At 64.3% G+C, this 15671-nt stretch carries 18 protein-coding genes and 1 pseudogene; 8 read left to right on the forward strand and 11 right to left on the reverse strand.

All coding sequences use genetic code 11. The features are described from left to right. Window positions 1-303: 303 nt before the first annotated feature. Genes K3F49_RS26110 through K3F49_RS26120 form a run of 3 tightly spaced genes read right to left on the reverse strand, consistent with a single transcriptional unit; the run spans window position 304 to window position 2805 of the window. Window positions 304-561, reverse strand: coding sequence for a hypothetical protein (locus K3F49_RS26110; protein WP_234683802.1), 258 nt, complete (start codon window positions 559-561; stop codon window positions 304-306). 40 nt (window positions 562-601) lie between these two features. Next, window positions 602-1987: a chromate efflux transporter gene (gene chrA, locus K3F49_RS26115; RefSeq protein ID WP_234683803.1), complete on the reverse strand. Its 1386-nt coding sequence runs from the start codon at window positions 1985-1987 to the stop codon at window positions 602-604. Beyond that, entirely contained in the window at window positions 1987-2805 is an 819-nt protein-coding gene (locus K3F49_RS26120; protein ID WP_234683804.1) for a chromate resistance protein ChrB domain-containing protein, read from the reverse strand. The genes chrA and K3F49_RS26120 overlap by 1 nt, the downstream gene beginning before the upstream one ends. Window positions 2806-3051: 246 nt before the next feature. On the opposite strand from K3F49_RS26120, the gene K3F49_RS26125 reads away from it, so the two are divergent. Both K3F49_RS26125 and K3F49_RS26130 read left to right on the forward strand, forming a co-directional pair. Then, a complete protein-coding gene (locus tag K3F49_RS26125; protein WP_234683805.1) occupies window positions 3052-3876 on the forward strand; it encodes an N-acyl homoserine lactonase family protein in 825 nt (274 codons plus the stop codon). 2 nt (window positions 3877-3878) lie between these two features. After that, window positions 3879-4055, forward strand: a pseudogene (locus K3F49_RS26130) (EamA family transporter); the annotation flags it as partial. Here the strand turns inward: K3F49_RS26130 and K3F49_RS26135 are convergent. Both K3F49_RS26135 and K3F49_RS26140 read right to left on the reverse strand, forming a co-directional pair. After that, the gene (locus K3F49_RS26135) at window positions 4052-4243 is read right to left on the reverse strand and encodes a hypothetical protein (protein WP_234683807.1); all 192 of its coding nucleotides are present in this window, start codon (window positions 4241-4243) and stop codon (window positions 4052-4054) included. The pseudogene K3F49_RS26130 and the gene K3F49_RS26135 overlap by 4 nt on opposite strands. Window positions 4244-4274: 31 nt before the next feature. Next, window positions 4275-5432, reverse strand: a complete 1158-nt coding sequence (locus K3F49_RS26140) for an MFS transporter (protein ID WP_234684093.1) — start codon at window positions 5430-5432, stop codon at window positions 4275-4277. A gap of 155 nt (window positions 5433-5587) precedes the next feature. On the opposite strand from K3F49_RS26140, the gene K3F49_RS26145 reads away from it, so the two are divergent. Beyond that, window positions 5588-6847, forward strand: coding sequence for an adenylate/guanylate cyclase domain-containing protein (locus tag K3F49_RS26145; protein ID WP_234683808.1), 1260 nt, complete (start codon window positions 5588-5590; stop codon window positions 6845-6847). Here K3F49_RS26145 and K3F49_RS26150 read toward each other — a convergent pair. Continuing rightward, window positions 6844-8088, reverse strand: coding sequence for an MFS transporter (locus tag K3F49_RS26150; protein WP_234683809.1), 1245 nt, complete (start codon window positions 8086-8088; stop codon window positions 6844-6846). The two genes, K3F49_RS26145 and K3F49_RS26150, sit on opposite strands and share 4 nt — an antisense overlap. Window positions 8089-8259: 171 nt before the next feature. On the opposite strand from K3F49_RS26150, the gene K3F49_RS26155 reads away from it, so the two are divergent. Continuing rightward, window positions 8260-9624, forward strand: a complete 1365-nt coding sequence (locus K3F49_RS26155; RefSeq protein ID WP_234683810.1) for an Nramp family divalent metal transporter — start codon at window positions 8260-8262, stop codon at window positions 9622-9624. 33 nt (window positions 9625-9657) lie between these two features. Here K3F49_RS26155 and K3F49_RS26160 read toward each other — a convergent pair whose 3' ends face one another. From K3F49_RS26160 to hemB, 5 genes are all read right to left on the reverse strand, one after another. Then, window positions 9658-10056: a PIN domain-containing protein gene (locus tag K3F49_RS26160; protein WP_234683811.1), complete on the reverse strand. Its 399-nt coding sequence runs from the start codon at window positions 10054-10056 to the stop codon at window positions 9658-9660. Next, the gene (locus K3F49_RS26165; RefSeq protein WP_234683812.1) at window positions 10046-10276 is read right to left on the reverse strand and encodes an AbrB/MazE/SpoVT family DNA-binding domain-containing protein; all 231 of its coding nucleotides are present in this window, start codon (window positions 10274-10276) and stop codon (window positions 10046-10048) included. Before K3F49_RS26165 ends, K3F49_RS26160 begins: the two co-directional genes overlap by 11 nt. 139 nt (window positions 10277-10415) lie before the next feature. Then, window positions 10416-11192: an arginyltransferase gene (locus K3F49_RS26170; protein ID WP_234683813.1), complete on the reverse strand. Its 777-nt coding sequence runs from the start codon at window positions 11190-11192 to the stop codon at window positions 10416-10418. A 129-nt stretch (window positions 11193-11321) separates the two neighbouring features. Next, window positions 11322-11858, reverse strand: a complete 537-nt coding sequence (locus K3F49_RS26175; RefSeq protein WP_148773813.1) for an RDD family protein — start codon at window positions 11856-11858, stop codon at window positions 11322-11324. 197 nt (window positions 11859-12055) lie between these two features. Continuing rightward, a complete protein-coding gene (gene hemB, locus K3F49_RS26180) occupies window positions 12056-13117 on the reverse strand; it encodes a porphobilinogen synthase (RefSeq protein WP_234683814.1) in 1062 nt (353 codons plus the stop codon). Between the two features lie 152 nt (window positions 13118-13269). Between hemB and K3F49_RS26185 the strand changes: the two genes are divergently transcribed. The 4 genes from K3F49_RS26185 to K3F49_RS26200 all read left to right on the forward strand — a co-directional run bounded on the left by K3F49_RS26185 (window position 13270) and on the right by K3F49_RS26200 (window position 15507). Continuing rightward, the gene (locus K3F49_RS26185; RefSeq protein WP_234683815.1) at window positions 13270-13773 is read left to right on the forward strand and encodes a DUF6163 family protein; all 504 of its coding nucleotides are present in this window, start codon (window positions 13270-13272) and stop codon (window positions 13771-13773) included. A gap of 525 nt (window positions 13774-14298) precedes the next feature. Continuing rightward, window positions 14299-14817: a transcriptional regulator LdtR gene (gene ldtR / locus K3F49_RS26190; protein WP_027529973.1), complete on the forward strand. Its 519-nt coding sequence runs from the start codon at window positions 14299-14301 to the stop codon at window positions 14815-14817. 197 nt (window positions 14818-15014) lie between these two features. Further along, window positions 15015-15248: a hypothetical protein gene (locus K3F49_RS26195; protein WP_234683816.1), complete on the forward strand. Its 234-nt coding sequence runs from the start codon at window positions 15015-15017 to the stop codon at window positions 15246-15248. A gap of 37 nt (window positions 15249-15285) precedes the next feature. Continuing rightward, a complete protein-coding gene (locus K3F49_RS26200; RefSeq protein WP_234683817.1) occupies window positions 15286-15507 on the forward strand; it encodes a hypothetical protein in 222 nt (73 codons plus the stop codon). Window positions 15508-15671: the final 164 nt, after the last annotated feature.

Raw genomic sequence — 15671 nt, forward strand, 5'->3', positions numbered from 1 at the left:
TCACTGTCGATGGGGAGGGATGATGAGAGTTCCAAGGTATTAGCGTCAGCTGTCGAGCAAAGCGTAAGGTTGTGGCAATTAATTCAAGCTATGGCTGCCTGTGGCATTTGCGATCGCAACGGTTGGCGCTAAGGATAGTGTCTAATGTACTTCCTCACTGCCTGTACGATCGTGGTAGCCTTGAGCGCCGCAATATCGCTTCGTCGATCCAGAAATCTATCACAGCCTCCGTGGGCTACCCAGGCCCAGCGGCTCGCAGCCCGGCGTCGGATATTTTGGCCGACAATCTGCGCGGGGATTTGTCTAATGGGGCTGCTTGGGTTTCAACATTTTCAACACGAACAGGAAACCACTGCGACGACCTATCTCATGATGCTTGCTGCTTCTTTCTTCGGCGGTTCGTTTCTTGGCGTCATTGGCGGGATGGATTGAGGTGGCGGCGATCACCGCAAGGCAGAAACGCGCTGGACTATGACAGCTGACAGCGGCCATGTCTTTGGCATCGCCCCCGTTGATGTTTGGATTTGGCCCAAGGTCAACAGGCAAACCCGTCGGTTTCAACGTCGTCTTCCGATAGCAAACCAGGAAGCCAGCAAGTGCCTCAGATCACGCCCACCAGCCGCAGCGCCACGCCGGCGACGCAACTGCCCGCCAGCACCGTCAGCATACCCAGCTTGAACCGGAAGATCGCGGTTGCGGCCGCGATCGACAGCACAAGCGCCGGCACGTCGACGCTCGTCAGCACCGGCCTGTCGAAATCAAGCGGGAAGGCGTGCATCGGCACGGTCTCGCGGAATAGCGTGTGCAGCGCGAACCAGATCGAGAGGTTGAGGATCACGCCGACGACGGCGGCGGTGATCGCACTCAGCGCGCCGGCGAGGCCCGTGTTGCCGCGCAGACGCTCGATGTAGGGCGCGCCGACGAAGATCCAGAGGAAGCAGGGCGTGAAGGTGACCCAGGTCGCCAGCAATCCACCGAGCGTCGCTGCCAGCATGGGCGACAGGCCGCTCGGGTCGCGATAGGCCGCCATGAAGCCCACGAACTGGAGCACCATGATCAGCGGTCCCGGCGTGGTCTCGGCCATGCCGAGGCCGTCGAGCATCTCCTGCGGCTTCAGCCAGTGATAATGTTCGACCGCCTGCTGGGCGACATAGGCCAGCACGGCGTAAGCGCCGCCGAAGGTGACCAGTGCCATCTTCGAGAAGAACAGCGCGATCTGGCTGAACACGCTTGCCTGGCCGAGGACCAACAGCAACACGACCACCGGCACGAGCCAGAGCGCCAGCCACAGCGCGGCGGTGCGGATCGCGCGCGCCGTGTTGGGACGGACATGCTCGGGCACGGCTTCGCCGAGCATGCTGTCGATCACGGCTGAACTACCGCCATGGCCGTGACCGGCAGGCGCGAACTCCGGCCGACCGGCGCGTGCGCCGGCATAGCCGATCAAACCAGCGGCGATGATGATGATCGGAAAGGGGACGGCGAAGAAAAAGATCGCAACGAAAGCGATCGCAGCCAGCGCGATCATGATGCGGTTCTTCAGCGCCCGCTTGCCGACGCGGAAGACGGCCTCGATGACGATGGCGAGCACGGCGGCCTTCAGGCCGAAGAACAGCGCCTCGACGAAACTGACATTGCCGTAGGCCGCATAGATGTAGCTCAGGCCCATGATGGCGATGATGCCGGGCAGGATGAACAGCCCGCCCGCCATCAGCCCGCCGGCGGTGCGATGCATCAGCCAGCCGACATAGGTCGCGAGCTGCTGTGCCTCCGGTCCCGGCAGCAGCATGCAGTAGTTCAGGGCATGCAAAAAGCGGCCCTCCGAGATCCAGTTCTTCTCCTCGACCAGGATGCGGTGCATGACCGCGATCTGGCCCGCGGGCCCGCCAAAGCTTAGGCACGCGACCCGCAGCCAGACGCGAAAAGCTTCACCGAAGCTGATGCCGTGACCGGCATCAGCTCCTGCTTGGGCGTTACGGATATCCATTACGCCTTCACCTTGTTGGTCGGCCAGTTGTGGGTTTCGCCGGTGGCATCGCGGCACCAGCGATAGAAGGCATCGTAGAGCAGCATGCCGGCCTCGAGCTGTGCGAGGTCGTCATCGTACATGCGCGACAGCCCGAGCGAGGCCGCGAGCAGGCCGGGCGCCTCCGGCGCGAGGTCGGGCCGCGCGGTGTCGGCGCCGCGGACCAGCGTCGCGAGCCGGAGCAGAGCCGGCGTGGCAATCCCGAATTCCTCGATCATCACATCGAAGGTGCAGAGCTCGCCGCGGTGGCTCCAGAACACGTTCTCGATGTCGAAGGGAGCTGCGTTGAAGCGCTCGCCGACGGCGACCACTTCGGATGGCGCGACAAACAGAAACACCGCGTTGGGATCGACGAAGCGGCGGATCAGCCAGGGGCAGGCGATGCGGTCGACCTTCGGCCGCGCGCGCGTCACCCAGACGGTGCGTCCCCTGGCGTCGCGTGGTGGCAGCTTGCGCGTGTCGACGAGCGGCAGCTTTGCTTCCTTCCACGCCTCAAAACCGCCATCGAGCGTCTCGGCCTCCACGCCGAGCTGGCGCAGCCAGGCTGCGGTGCCCTGCGCGAGCTTGCCGCCGCGCAGGCAGGAGACGATCGCGGAGCGGCCGGCAAAGCCGCCGCCCCATTCCGCGACGGTCTCGTGGTTGAGCCTGATGGAGCCGGGAATCAACCGCCGGTCGGCGGCAAAGTCTTCCTCGGTGCGTACGTCGATCAGAACAGGGGCGTTGGCCGTGCCGATCAGGCGCGCCAATTTGTCGGATGATATGGTCGTGAACGTTGACATGGTGTTGCGTCCTCGCAAAATCGGGGGACGCGATACTTGGGCATGTCGCCTCGTGGGGAGATCGCTCAAATCCCCATGGCGCCAATTACAGCGACCTGCGCCGGCCTGTCAATCGCCTGATACGCTGGCATCGCGCATTAGAAAGACGGGGCGCGGCGGCCTAAGGTGCGTGGAAGCGGAATTCTGCGGCGGGGGCGGGGTTGATCCTCGGTCGCAGCAAGAAAGGCGCTGCCAGGAGGACCAAGGATGACACGCAAGATCGCGCTCGCTCTCACCATCGCCGCACTGGCGCTGTCCGCCCAGGCTGCGCTCGCACAGAAGCCGGGTGTCGAACGGCTTTACATCATGAATTGCGGAGAGGGCGTCGCCGGCGACATCGGACGCTGGTCACCCGGGGTGAACGAAGGCCAGTCGATGGATTTCGTCGACACCTGCTATCTCATCAAGCACAGCCAGGGCTGGTTCCTGTGGGACACCGGTATCCCCGACGCGGTCGCCGCGATGCCGAACGGTCTTGCGCCGGCCGATCCGAAGGCCGTGACCTGGAAGCGGCCGAAGACGCTTGCAGCCCAGCTCGAGCAGATCGGCGTCAAGCCCGCCGACGTCAAGGCAATGGGCGTCTCGCATACGCATCCCGATCACATCGGCAATGTCGAGATGTTTCCCCAGGCGACGCTGTACGTGCAGAAGGCCGAATATGACTGGCCCGGTGCCAATAACGAACCGCGCTTCAAGCCCTCGCATCCAGCCGAGCTGCTCGCCGGCGACAAGGACGTGTTCGGCGACGGCAGCATCACCGTCCTCTCGACGCCCGGTCACACGCCGGGACATCAGTCGCTGCTGGTGAAATTGCCGAAGACCGGGGCGATCGTACTCTCCGGCGATGCCGCCCACTTCAAGAGCAATTGGGAGAACCGGCGCGTTCCCGTCAACAATGTCAGCAAGGACCAGTCGGTCGCTTCGATGCAGAAGATCGCCGACACGCTGACCAAGGAGAAAGCGCAGCTCTGGATCAACCACGACAAGGCCCAGCGCGACAGCCAGAAGATGTCGCCCGAGTTTTATGACTAGCTTCGCTGGCGCGTGCCACGCCGACCCTGGTCGCCAACACGATGACGGTCAATCCGATCGCGGCAACTTTGCTGGCAGCGCTGCTGATCGGCGAGCCGATCACGCCAAATCTCCTGATCGGGTTGGTTGCCGTGTTCGCCGGCATCTGGATCGCGACCAGCCAGCCGAAGCCGGCCTAGCTTTTCGGCGCGGTGACCGTCGGCGGGCTCGCGTCCGGCGTCTTCTTCGGCTTCAGCGTACCGGCATAGAACGAAAGCAGCCACACCAGCAGCACGGCGAGGAGATAGACGCCCCAGGCCTGCGGCGGCGTCATCGCCCAGCGCAGGAGGCCTTTGAACGTGCGGGGCGGGGTTTTGTCGTCGGTCATGCTGTGCTTGTGCGCGAAAGCGCAGGCACGGTCAATCCGGCCGCGGCGTTGCGCGGATCAGGACCAGCGCGGCCAGTGCCGACAGGCTGAGTGCGGACGAGACCATCAGCACCTTGGCGCCCATGACATCGATCAGCAGGCCGAAAGCCAGCGGCGCTATCGCCTGTGCCATCCGCGCCGGCGCGCCGATGACGCCAAGCCGGTAGCCGAAATCCTTCGGGCCGAAGATCGAGAGCGGCAGCGTTCCGCGCGCGATGGTCAAAATGCCGTTGCCGGAGCCGTGCAGCAGCGCAAAGGCGCTCGCGGCGGGTGCGCCGAAGATGGCGACGACGGCAGCTCCGATCGGATGGGTGAGGCAGGCGAGCCGGGTCGACCACAGCGGATGAAAGCGGGAGAGAACGCTCGCCTCGAGAATACGCGCGATCACCTGGGCCGGGCCGATCAGCGCGCCGGCTGCGATCGCCTCGACATGTGTCGCGCCGGTTGCCTCCAGGATGCGCGGAAAATGCACCGCCATGGCGCCGGTGACGGTCCAGACCGCGGCGAAGACGAAGGCGAGCAGGATCATGGTCCGGTCGAGCGGGACATGCGGCTTCTCCGCCGTTGCCGCGGCCTGCTTGGCGCCCTTGATCGAAGGCAGCATGAAGAAATTGAGGGGCAGGCCGATCAGGATGTTGGCGGCGGCCCAGGCGAAACACGTGTCGCGCCAGCCGAAATGGGACAGTCCCCAGGCGGTCAGGGGCCAGCCGACGGTCGAGGCAAAGCCCGCCATCAGCGTGATGCCGGTGATCGAGCCGCGCGCGTTGGTGCCGTAGATGCGGCCGAGCGCGGCGAAGGCAGCGTCATAGAGCCCCATCGCCATGCCGATGCCGAGCACGAGCCAGGCGAACGCCATCACCGCCACGGATTGCGAGAACCCAAGCAGCACGAGGCCGGCGGCAATGGTCAGGTTCGAGGCCGACAGCACCTGCCGGCCGCCGACGAGATCGATCTGCCGCCCGATGCGCGGCCCCAGCATCGCGGAGATCACCAGCGAGGCCGAGAACGCGCCAAAAATCCAGTTGGTGGAGATGCCGAGGTCGTGCGCCATCGGATCCGCAAGCAGGGCAGGCAAATAATAGCTGGAGGCCCAAGCCAGGGTCTGCGTCGTGCCGAGCGCCAGGATGATCGGAAGCTGCCGCTGGCTCATGTCGCCATATGTCTGGTCGTCGGTGTCATCCCCTGCATTTGCGGCCCGAGGCGCGAGCGCGTCAACAGCGTCCGCGACATATTCGACCTGCTGCTGGTGGGAGCCTTGGTTGTGCACGGCCTTTCGCTCGTCACGAATGCACGCCATAATGGCGCATGCAACTCACCTCCCGCCTTGCGCTGATGAACTGGCTGACCGGTCAGGGCCTCACCGGCCTTCCCGAAAACGCGCTGCTGCGCGGCTTTTGCGAGCGCTGCCGCGCCGAGGGGCTGGAACTCTCGCGCGGGCTTGTCGTCATCGACACGCTGCATCCGATCTACGAGGGCCGCGGCTTTCTCTGGAGCGACCGGGCCAGCAACGAGCGCGAAATGTTCGAATACGGCTCGACCGCCGAAGGCGACGCCGCCAAGCACTGGCGCCGCTCGGTGTTCTTCCACATGCTCGAGCACGGCCACGACGAGATGGTGATCGATCTGGCCGACGCGCCCTCGATGGATTTTTCGCAGATCGGCGAGCTCGCCGAGAAGGGCCACAAGCATTATCTCGCCTTCGTGCATCGCTTCGGCGAGAACGGCGCGCTCGGCCTGATGGATTGCCTCTATTCCTGCTGGACGACGCGGCGCGATGAAGGCTTTGACGAAGCCGAGCTGGAGGCCCTGCGCGATCTCGTGCCGGTGCTGGGGCTTGCGATCAAATCGGCGCAGCAGGTCGACATCGCCCGCACGCTGGGGCGCGTCTATCTCGGGCGCGGCGCTTCCGAGCAGGTGCTGGGCGGACGCATTTCGCGCGGCGTCACCGAACGGATCAACGCCGTGCTCTGGTATTCGGATTTGCGCGGCTCGACCGGGATCAGCGAGAGCATCGGGCCGGACGAGATCATTCCATTCCTCAACGACTACGCCCAGGCCGTGATCGACGCCATCCACGACGCCGGCGGCGACGTGCTGAAGCTGATCGGCGATGGCGTGCTGGCGATGTTCACCGGCGAGGACATGGCGCATGCCCGCCGCGCCGCGCTGCGCGCCGAGCACCTGTTCCGCCAGAACGTCGCGGCGCTCAACGCCCGCCGGGCGGCTGACGGCCGTCCGACCACCTCAGCCTATATCGGCCTGCATGTCGGCGAGGTCTTTTACGGCAATATCGGCAGCGAGGACCGGCTCGACTTCACGGTGGTGGGGCCGACCGTCAACGAGGTCAGCCGCATCGCCTCGATGAGCCGCTCGGTCGATCGTGAACTCTTGGCATCAGCAGAGTTCTACAAGGGCCTGGATGCCGCCGGCCGCCGCTACCTCGTCTCCACCGGCCGCTACGCGCTACGCGGCATCGGCCGCGCACAGGATCTCTACACGCTCGATCCCGAAGTCGACGCGAGCGAGCCGGTGACGGGAAGCTACGAGCGCTATCTGGCCAACTAGCAGCTTGCCACCGCTTCGTCCCCCACCATGGCCGGCTGCCGATCCAGCGCTACCGCAGGCGAGAGCCAAATGACGAGTGCCTGCACGCCGAACACGGCGGCCGCGAGATAGAGGCACGCTTCCGCGCTCCAGAAGCCGCCGACGATGGCGCCCAGCGCCGAGCCGAGCGGGCGGGCGCCGTAGCTCATGATGTTGATCGCGGAGACGCGTCCGAGCAGGCGCGGCGGCGTCACGGACTGGCGCAGCGTCGTGGTCGAGATCACCCACAGGATCGGCCCGACGCCGAGCAGGAAGAAGCTGAGACCCGCGAGCCACGGCGAGGGCACCAGCACCGTCAGCGCCATCACGACCGCGGCGACGAAGCCGGTCACCGGGCCGAGGCCGACCACGGTGCCGAACGCAATGCGCTTCATCACGCGCGTGGCGAACAGCGCGCCGATCACCATGCCGACGCCGTACATCGTCAGCACGGTGCCGACACCGGCGGCGGTCAGGCCGAGATGGCGTACGGCGTAGGGCACGAACACTGCAATCTGCAGGAACCAACCTGTGTTGAAAATGAACTGTGTGATGAACACCGGCCGCAGCAGCGGATGGTGAAACACGAAGGCCGCGCCTTCCCGGATGTCCTGGAACGGATGACGGCGCGGCACAGGCGTACGTGCCGGCTCGTAGATGCCGGAGAGCAGCACGACGGCGATCGCCGAGAGCGCCGCGGCAAAGCCGAACGCCGGGCTCGCGCCCCACCAGCCCACCAGCGCCCCGCCAAGGGCAGGGCCACTTGCAAAGGCGATGGTGCGCGCAAGTTCGATGCGGGCATTCGCAGCCGGCAACAGCTCCGCGCTGACCAGCGAAGGCACCAGGGCCGGCGCGGCCACGCTGTAGACGACGGTGCCGCAGACGGCGGCAAAGCCGAGCAGCGCCAGCAGCGGCAGGTTGAGTGCCCCGAGTGCGAGCAGCAGCACGATGGTTGCCAGCGCCACCGCGCGCAGGGCCTCGGCGCCTGCCATCAGTGAGCGGCGGGAGATGCGGTCGGCAAGCAGGCCGGCCGGAATGGCGAACAGGACGAACGGCAAAGTAAGGGCGGTCTGGAGCAGGCCGGTCTGGCCTTCGGCGACGCCCAGCGTCAGCACCGCGACGATGGGGGCCGCAGCCAAGGCGATCTGCTCGGCCGACTGCGCCGCGAGGTTGGACCAGGCGAGACGATTGAAGGTCTCGGGGAGGCGAGGGGCATTTAACATGGCTCATTTCCTGCAAAGTCGGATTGGCGCCAGTATCGGCCTTCGGCGAGGGCCAAACCCACCCGCTTCCCGATACGCCTGGGCAAAACGGGGGCCGCCGCAGGGAACCGATACGGCCAGATGCAGTTGCAAATGAGTTGCAATAAGATTCGACTCCGGTATTGTGCCAGTATGGATGCCCGATCGCCCGATTTGATCCAGGAACTGACCCGAGAGGCCACCGGTTGGCGCGCCGACGCGCCGACGACCAAGAGCCTGGCCGAGGTGAACGCCACGGTCGCCATCCCAGCAGCGGGGGCGTGGTGGCGGCGCCTGCTGGCCTTTGTCGGCCCCGGCTACATGGTCTCGGTCGGCTACATGGACCCCGGCAATTGGGCGACCGACCTCGCCGGCGGGTCGAGGTTCGGCTACACGCTGCTCTCGGTCATCCTGCTCTCGAACCTGATGGCGATCCTGCTCCAGGCGCTGGCAGCGCGGCTCGGCATCGTTACCGACCGCGATCTCGCGCAGGCCTGCCGTGCGACCTATTCGCCGGCCGTCAACCTCCTGCTCTGGTTGGCTTGCGAAGCAGCGATCATCGCCTGCGATCTCGCCGAGGTGATCGGCACTGCAATCGCGCTGAAATTGCTGTTCGGCATTCCCCTGATCGGCGGTGCGCTGATTGCCGCGCTCGATGCCTTCCTGCTGCTCGTCCTGATGAACCGCGGCTTCCGCTTCCTCGAAGCCTTCGTCATTGCGCTGCTCGTCGTGATCGCAGTTTGCTTCACGGTCCAGCTCGCCGCGGCAGCGCCGCCGGTTGCAGAGATGCTCAGGGGATTCGTGCCGACGACGGAGATATTCACCAATCCCGAGATGCTCTACATCGCGATCGGCATCATCGGCGCGACCGTGATGCCGCATAATCTCTATCTGCACTCCTCGATCGTGCAGACCCGCGCCTATGCGCGCGACGACGAGGGCCGTCGCGAGGCGATCAAATGGGCGACGACGGATTCCACCATCGCGCTGATGCTGGCGCTGTTCATCAACGCTGCGATCCTCGTCGTGGCTGCCGCGACGTTCCACAAGAGCGGCCATTCCGACGTCGCCGAGATCGGCCAGGCCTTTGAGCTGCTCTCGCCGCTGCTTGGCCTCGGCATCGCCTCGACGCTGTTCGCGGTGGCGCTGCTGGCGTCAGGCCTCAACTCGACGGTGACGGCGACGCTCGCTGGCCAGATCGTGATGGAAGGTTTTCTCGACCTGCGCCTGCCGAGCTGGGCGCGCCGCCTGCTGACGCGCGGCATCGCCATCATTCCGGTGATCGTCGTCACCGCGATCTATGGCGAGCGCGGCACCGCGGATCTGCTCGTGTTCAGCCAGGTCGTGCTGTCGATGCAGCTTCCCTTCGCCGTCATCCCGCTGGTCCGCTTCGTGTCGGACCGCCGCAAGATGGGGCAGTTCGCGATACCGGCGTCGGTCGCCGCCGTGGCGTGGATCGTCGCGGGCGTGATCGTGATTTTGAATCTCAAGCTGCTGGTCGATACGCTGTTCGGGTGAGCGATCGACGCATGATCGCCGACTGTTTGCTTCTCAAAGAAAAGGATTGCTGATGCGAAGTCCTTCCTTGAGCACCAAACCATGCTGAAAATCCTCCGACAACAACGTATCGCAACCGGCGTGGAGGGCTGAGGCCGCGATCATTGCGTCGTAGACTGGAATCCCGTAGCGCTCAGCGAGACGTAGGCCCGTGTCATGGACCTCGACAGTTATTGGATCGACGGTTAGCAAGCTGCGCAGCAGGCTCAGGAACGTATTCGTTTCCTTCCAGGACCACTGCATTTTTCGGCGCGACACATTGGCCACTTCGTTGAGCACCTGAACGCTGATGGTGCCACCTTGTGAAAGCGCTTGTTCAACGACATCTGCCTTCGCGGAATCTCCGGACAGGAGATACACGACGACATTGGTGTCGAAGAAGCTACCTTTCATTCGCCTCATTCCGGTCGAACTTGAAATCGGCGGGGAGGCGACCGCGGAAGGCCCGGAGACGCTTCAGCAATTCACTGCGATCGGGTTTGCGTGCGACGCTGAATTGCCTGGCACCAGCGACTTGAATTTCGATCTCGTCGCCTTCCTTCAGTTCGAGAGCGTCGACTACGGCCGCAGGAAGGCGCACGGCGAGGCTATTTCCCCATTTGGCGACCTGCATGCTGCTTCTCCTGTGGATATACATCGTATGATATGTATATCTGGCGAGGCGTCAACAAGCGGCTTCCCTGCGTGTGAATGATCTTGCAGATTGCAAGCACAAGCCACCGCTCGCTGCGCGATGTCGAACCACCGTTTTCTTAATCCTGGGGCTCGGACGCCGCGTCTCCCTGCGCATCGATGCGCAGCCAGCCTGACGGGGCGAGGCGCTGCTGCGGCAGGAAGCGGGCCTTGTAGTCCATCTTCTTGGACCCTTCGATCCAGTAGCCGAGATAGACGTAGGGCAGGCCTTGCCGGCGGGCGCGCGCGATATGGTCGAGGATCATGAAGGTGCCCATCGAGCGGCTGACCTGGCTCGGCTCGAAGAACGAATAGACCATCGACAGACCGTCGCTGAGCACGTCGGTCAACGCGACCGCGATCAACTCCTCGCCACGGCCGGTAATGCCGCTGTCGGGACCGCGCTTGCGATACTCGATGATCCGGGTCTCGACATGGCTGTCCTCGACCATCATCGCGTAGTCGAGCACGGTCATGTCGGCCATGCCGCCATGGCGGTGACGGGCGTCGAGATAGGCGCGGAACACCGAATATTGCTCGGAGGTCGGGACCGCGCTGCGCTGCTCGCCGACGATGTCGGAATTGCGCGCCATCACCTTGCGGAAGTTGCGGGAGGGGCGGAACTCGTTGGCGACCACGCGGACCGAGACGCAGGCCCGGCACTGGTCGCAGGCCGGCCGATAGGCGATCGACTGGCTGCGGCGGAACCCGCCATGGGTCAGGAGGTCGTTGAGGTCGCCGGCGCGCTCACCCACGAGGTGTGTGAACACCTTGCGCTCATGCCGTCCCGGCAGATACGGGCAGGGGGACGGCGCCGTGAGGTAAAATTGTGGGGTATCGCGCGAGTGCTGGGTCAAGGGACGTCGTGGGCCTCCGAAGTCGGTATCAGCATCGCGCTACGAAAGCTCCCGGTCAATCGGTCTGCTTGGCAGATCAGATCAGTCAGTCTAGCGGATCCTGGTTAGCAGGTCCTTGACCACCCGTTCTCAATAGGTCCTTGCCGTCTGGGGCACGGGCGCCCGAACGGAATTGTTGATCACGACCGTTCCCAGCACGAAGTCCTGGAGCAGGCGCCGGCGGCCGTTGAACAGGCCGACCAGCACGACGAACGGCGACAGGAACGAGACCGTCACCCAGAACAACACGGCATGGGTCGCGCCGAGGACAAAGTAGCCGGGCGCGCCGTACCAGGTGCGCAACTCAAGATCCATGACCCGCATCCCGATCGTCGCGGACGAGGGGCCGCCGATGCAGGCGCCATAATAGACGATGGCCCAGACCACGGAGGCGGGCCAGGCCAGCCAGAACAGCGCCCAGCCGATGCCGAGCGTCACCACGCCGAACACGGCGATGAAGATGTAGCCGAGGATGACGGGAACGGAGATCACGACCATGTCGATCAGGAACGCGAACACCCGCCGCGTCGCGACACCGCGGAACAGCTCCGGATGCAGATAGGGATCGTAGGCGTGAGCCGCGCCATCACTGCGCCAGGCGCCTGAACTACCCGAGTCATAAGACATCGTCCGTCCTCCAGGGAAAACTCCCGTGGCAGGACATGGGAACACGCTATTCCCCTGCCAAGGGTGCGCAGGGGTTAACAAGCCGAAATATTCCGGCGATTCGGGGGCGGGGGGTTGGGGCTTGGCGACGCAGCCGTAAGGCGGGCGCCGTCGCTCTCCGAGCTACGGCGGACAAGTCGCTTTGCCCACCCGAGAGCTTATCCTTGGGCGCGCAGCTTCTCCGCTGCCTTCGGCGCAAAATAGCTGAGCACGCCATCGGCGCCGGCGCGCTTGAAGGCGAGCAGGCTCTCCATCATGGCGCGGTCGCCGTCGAGCCAGCCGTTGTTGGCGGCGGCGGCGATCATCGCGTATTCGCCGGAGACCTGGTAGGCGAAGGTCGGCATCGCGAACGTGTCCTTCACGCGGCGGACCACGTCGAGATAGGGCATGCCGGGCTTCACCATTACCATGTCGGCGCCTTCGGAGATGTCGAGCTCGACCTCGCGCAGTGCCTCGTCGGTGTTGGCGCTGTCCATCTGGTAGGTGCGCTTGTCGCCGGTCAATGTCTTGGCCGAGCCAATGGCGTCGCGGAACGGGCCGTAGAAGGCGGAGGCGTATTTGGCCGCATAGGCCATGATCTGCACGTCGAGCAGCCCTGAGTGGTCCAGCCCCTCGCGGATCGCGGCGACGCGGCCGTCCATCATGTCGGAGGGCGCGATGATGTCGCAGCCGGCCTCAGCCTGCACCAGCGCCTGGCGCACCAGCACCGCGACCGTCTCGTCGTTCAAGATCTTGCCGTCGACGATCAGGCCGTCATGGCCGTGGCTGGTGAAGGGATCGAGCGCGACGTCGCAGAGGATGCCGATGTCCGGAAACTCCTTCTTGATCGCGCGCACCGCCTGGCAGACCAGATTATTCGGGTTGGTCGCTTCCGAGCCTTCCTCGTCGCGCAAGGAGGGGTCGGTGTAGGGAAACAGCGCAAGGCAGGGAATCGTGAGCTTCATCGCGCGCTCGGCCTCGCGCACGGCCTGATCGACGCTGAGACGCTCGACGCCCGGCATCGAGGCGATCTGCTCGCGCTTGTTGTTGCCATCGATCAGGAACAGCGGCCAGATCAGGTCGTCGGTGGTGAGCACGTTCTCGCGCACCATCCGGCGGGCCCATTCGGCCTTGCGGTTGCGACGTGGGCGGACGGTCAGATCGAGGGCGTGGGGCACCGCTGCACCAGTCCCGCGCGCGACCTCGCGCAGTTCGATCGGACGTCCGTATTTGATCGCCATCACAACTCCTCCGGCTGGAATTATTCTTATACCAGCTCGCATGGTTCCCGCCACCGCGGCTTGACCTGCCGCAAGGCAGAATTGAACCGGCTTGATTGAACCGGCTTGCGCTGCCGATTGATTTTGGGGGGCGAAACAGCCAGAAGGGGGCCATGTCCGAGATCTCCACCCGCGATGCGGCCCGCGACGGCGCCAATGCCAGGGACGCCGTCAGAGACAGCGCCCGCGACAATGCGATGTCGGTGGCGGCGATCTCGTCGGAGCGCCCCGAGTCCGACGACAATGCCTGGACGCGCCGGCTGGTGCTGTTCCTGCGTGTGATGGCGCTACTGTCGATCCTCAAAGGTCTCTATCACTGGGCGCAGGTGACGGGCTTCGTCGGCGGCGAGGACGAGGCATTCGAGAACCAGTCGATGGCCTGGCAGGCCTCGACCATCTACTTCGCCGTGATCGAGCTCGTCGCCGCCGTCGGCCTCTGGCTCGCCACGCCCTGGGGCGCGGTGGTGTGGCTCACAACCGTGGTCTCAATGGCGGTGATCGAGCTGATGTTCCCCGGGATCTATGGCGGCAGCCTGGTCGTGGTCGGCGTCGAAGCCTTCATGCTTGCCGCCTATCTCGCGCTCGCCTGGATGGCCGCGCGCGAACGGCCGCCATAGTCGAAGTCGTCGCGGGCAAAAATGGTCTCGTGCCCCGGACGCAATGCAGCGTGCCGCGCTCGCGGCATGGTGCGTTACAGAGCCGGGGCCCATCTTTCCGCGATCTCGCTTTTGGCTTTCCGGGTCCCGGATCTGCGCTTCGCTTGTCCGGGACACGAGAGCGGAGTTGGCGAAGTTGCGCGCGCTTGGTTGACCGTTGGTTGCGTAAAATTCGAGGTAACTTTTCATTGACCTAGCGATATCCGCCACAGCTCTTACGCGTGCGTTTCGAAACGGGGCGGGGCTGTTCTGGAATGCGACAGTCGGTGCGGACGGAGGGTGAACAGGACCTTGCGACGGTCAACAGAGGGTTGCGAAAAGCCCTTGTGGCACAGGCTTAATCCGCAATTCACTGTCTTAAATTCATGATCTCTTTATTCTCTTATTTAAGCCGATCTTCAAACGCCCCCCTTAAGTTGCACCTATCAGACGGGACACAAGTTTCGTCGAATAAGTGTCGATAAAAACGACAACAGGGGAAGTGTCATGATGAAAGCCGTCGCAACTGCGGCAGATACCGCAGAGCGCGTTTCGGGCCCGCAGGGTTCGGTGCAGTCGCTCTATCTGGAAGCATTGACTCTGGTGGAGCGGCTGCATCGCCGTCTCCTCGACGTGATCAAGGACGAGTTCGATCGTCGTGGCCGCGCCGACATCAATTCCGTGCAGGCGCTCCTGCTCTATAACATCGGCGACAAGGAGTTGACCGCGGGCGAGCTGCGCACGCGCGGTTACTATCTCGGCTCCAACGTCTCCTACAATCTGAAGAAGCTCGTCGAGCTCGGCTTCCTCGATCATCAGCGCTCGCGCGTTGACCGCCGCTCGGTGCGCATTCGCCTGACGCCGCAGGGCCAGGAAGTCCGCCGCATCGTCGACTCCCTGTACCAGAAGCACGTCAAGACCGTCGAACAGGTCGGCGGCATCTCGGGCGAGGAGTTCTCGACCCTCAACAAGTCGCTGCACCGGCTCGAGCGGTTCTGGACCGACCAGATCCTGTATCGGCTCTGAGTTTTCGAAGGGATTGGCCAAGCCGGCCCATAACAAGACCGGCAAGCCTTCCCAATCGTGCCTGCTTCCCCAAGCGCGCCGGCCCGGCTTTTCCCCGGACCGGTGCGTTTTGTCGTCTTTTCGCGGTTGCGAAAAATGTGCCGGCAAGCGGAACCAGTTCGCCGCACCGCAGTTGTCTCTCCGGATCGGAGGATGCGATGCTGGTCGAACGCGGGTTGCAGGCTATGAACGTCGAGCTCGTGAGCGACTCCTACGCGATCGCCGCGAATTACCTCCGCCGCTCCGGCGCTATCCCCGACACGCTCGTCACCAATGAGCGCCTGCTCGAGATCATCATCAAGCTGCTGCAGCGCGGCGAATTCAACAAGATCAGACTGGCCAACAAGGCCATCGCCAGGTTCGAGGCGTGGTCCGGTGCCCGGGCCGCCTGATCAAGACTCCCAAAATCACAGAGAAACAGAGGGTGCTATGGAAGCCGCCATCGACCGCATCATGCAGACCTATGACCTGCTCGCCAACCGCAGCGCGGCGGCGAGCGAGGAGGCGCGCCTGAAGGTCACGAACTATCTCAATACCTTGATGGAGGCGGGCGAGAAAGACACTCACAGGTTGACGGTCTGCGGCCTGACCTATCTGCGCCAGCTCGACGGCAGCGTGGACCCGGTGAAGGCGGGGTATACCGGACTGTAGGGGAATTCGACCGGCCTACGGGCCGTCAATTTGGGTCCGAAGCGGGCTCTTCTGGGCCGATCGGATCGGGGCGGTTCCAGAGAGCCGTCCACACCCGAAAATGCTTCGATCCCCACCATATCTTGCATAAATATCAGGCCCGACCCGCAACCACTTGGCCGGAT

Origin of the sequence: Bradyrhizobium monzae (assembly GCF_021458635.1) — a bacterium.
In the GTDB taxonomy this organism is placed as follows: domain Bacteria; phylum Pseudomonadota; class Alphaproteobacteria; order Rhizobiales; family Xanthobacteraceae; genus Bradyrhizobium.

Bases quoted from the DNA above. Each gene is read 5' to 3' on its own strand.
- K3F49_RS26135 (WP_234683807.1), bottom strand. From the start codon at position 4,243: ATGACCGACGACAAAACCCCGCCCCGCACGTTCAAAGGCCTCCTGCGC.
- K3F49_RS26195 (WP_234683816.1), top strand. From the start codon at position 15,015: ATGCTGGTCGAACGCGGGTTGCAGGCTATGAACGTCGAGCTCGTGAGC.
- K3F49_RS26200 (WP_234683817.1), top strand. From the start codon at position 15,286: ATGGAAGCCGCCATCGACCGCATCATGCAGACCTATGACCTGCTCGCC.
- K3F49_RS26185 (WP_234683815.1), top strand. From the start codon at position 13,270: ATGTCCGAGATCTCCACCCGCGATGCGGCCCGCGACGGCGCCAATGCC.
- chrA (WP_234683803.1), bottom strand. From the start codon at position 1,987: ATGGATATCCGTAACGCCCAAGCAGGAGCTGATGCCGGTCACGGCATC.
- K3F49_RS26155 (WP_234683810.1), top strand. From the start codon at position 8,260: ATGGATGCCCGATCGCCCGATTTGATCCAGGAACTGACCCGAGAGGCC.
- K3F49_RS26175 (WP_148773813.1), bottom strand. From the start codon at position 11,858: ATGTCTTATGACTCGGGTAGTTCAGGCGCCTGGCGCAGTGATGGCGCG.
- K3F49_RS26145 (WP_234683808.1), top strand. From the start codon at position 5,588: ATGCAACTCACCTCCCGCCTTGCGCTGATGAACTGGCTGACCGGTCAG.
- ldtR (WP_027529973.1), top strand. From the start codon at position 14,299: ATGATGAAAGCCGTCGCAACTGCGGCAGATACCGCAGAGCGCGTTTCG.
- K3F49_RS26165 (WP_234683812.1), bottom strand. From the start codon at position 10,276: ATGCAGGTCGCCAAATGGGGAAATAGCCTCGCCGTGCGCCTTCCTGCG.
- hemB (WP_234683814.1), bottom strand. From the start codon at position 13,117: ATGGCGATCAAATACGGACGTCCGATCGAACTGCGCGAGGTCGCGCGC.
- K3F49_RS26160 (WP_234683811.1), bottom strand. From the start codon at position 10,056: ATGAAAGGTAGCTTCTTCGACACCAATGTCGTCGTGTATCTCCTGTCC.
- K3F49_RS26150 (WP_234683809.1), bottom strand. From the start codon at position 8,088: ATGTTAAATGCCCCTCGCCTCCCCGAGACCTTCAATCGTCTCGCCTGG.
- K3F49_RS26120 (WP_234683804.1), bottom strand. From the start codon at position 2,805: ATGTCAACGTTCACGACCATATCATCCGACAAATTGGCGCGCCTGATC.
- K3F49_RS26140 (WP_234684093.1), bottom strand. From the start codon at position 5,432: ATGAGCCAGCGGCAGCTTCCGATCATCCTGGCGCTCGGCACGACGCAG.
- K3F49_RS26125 (WP_234683805.1), top strand. From the start codon at position 3,052: ATGACACGCAAGATCGCGCTCGCTCTCACCATCGCCGCACTGGCGCTG.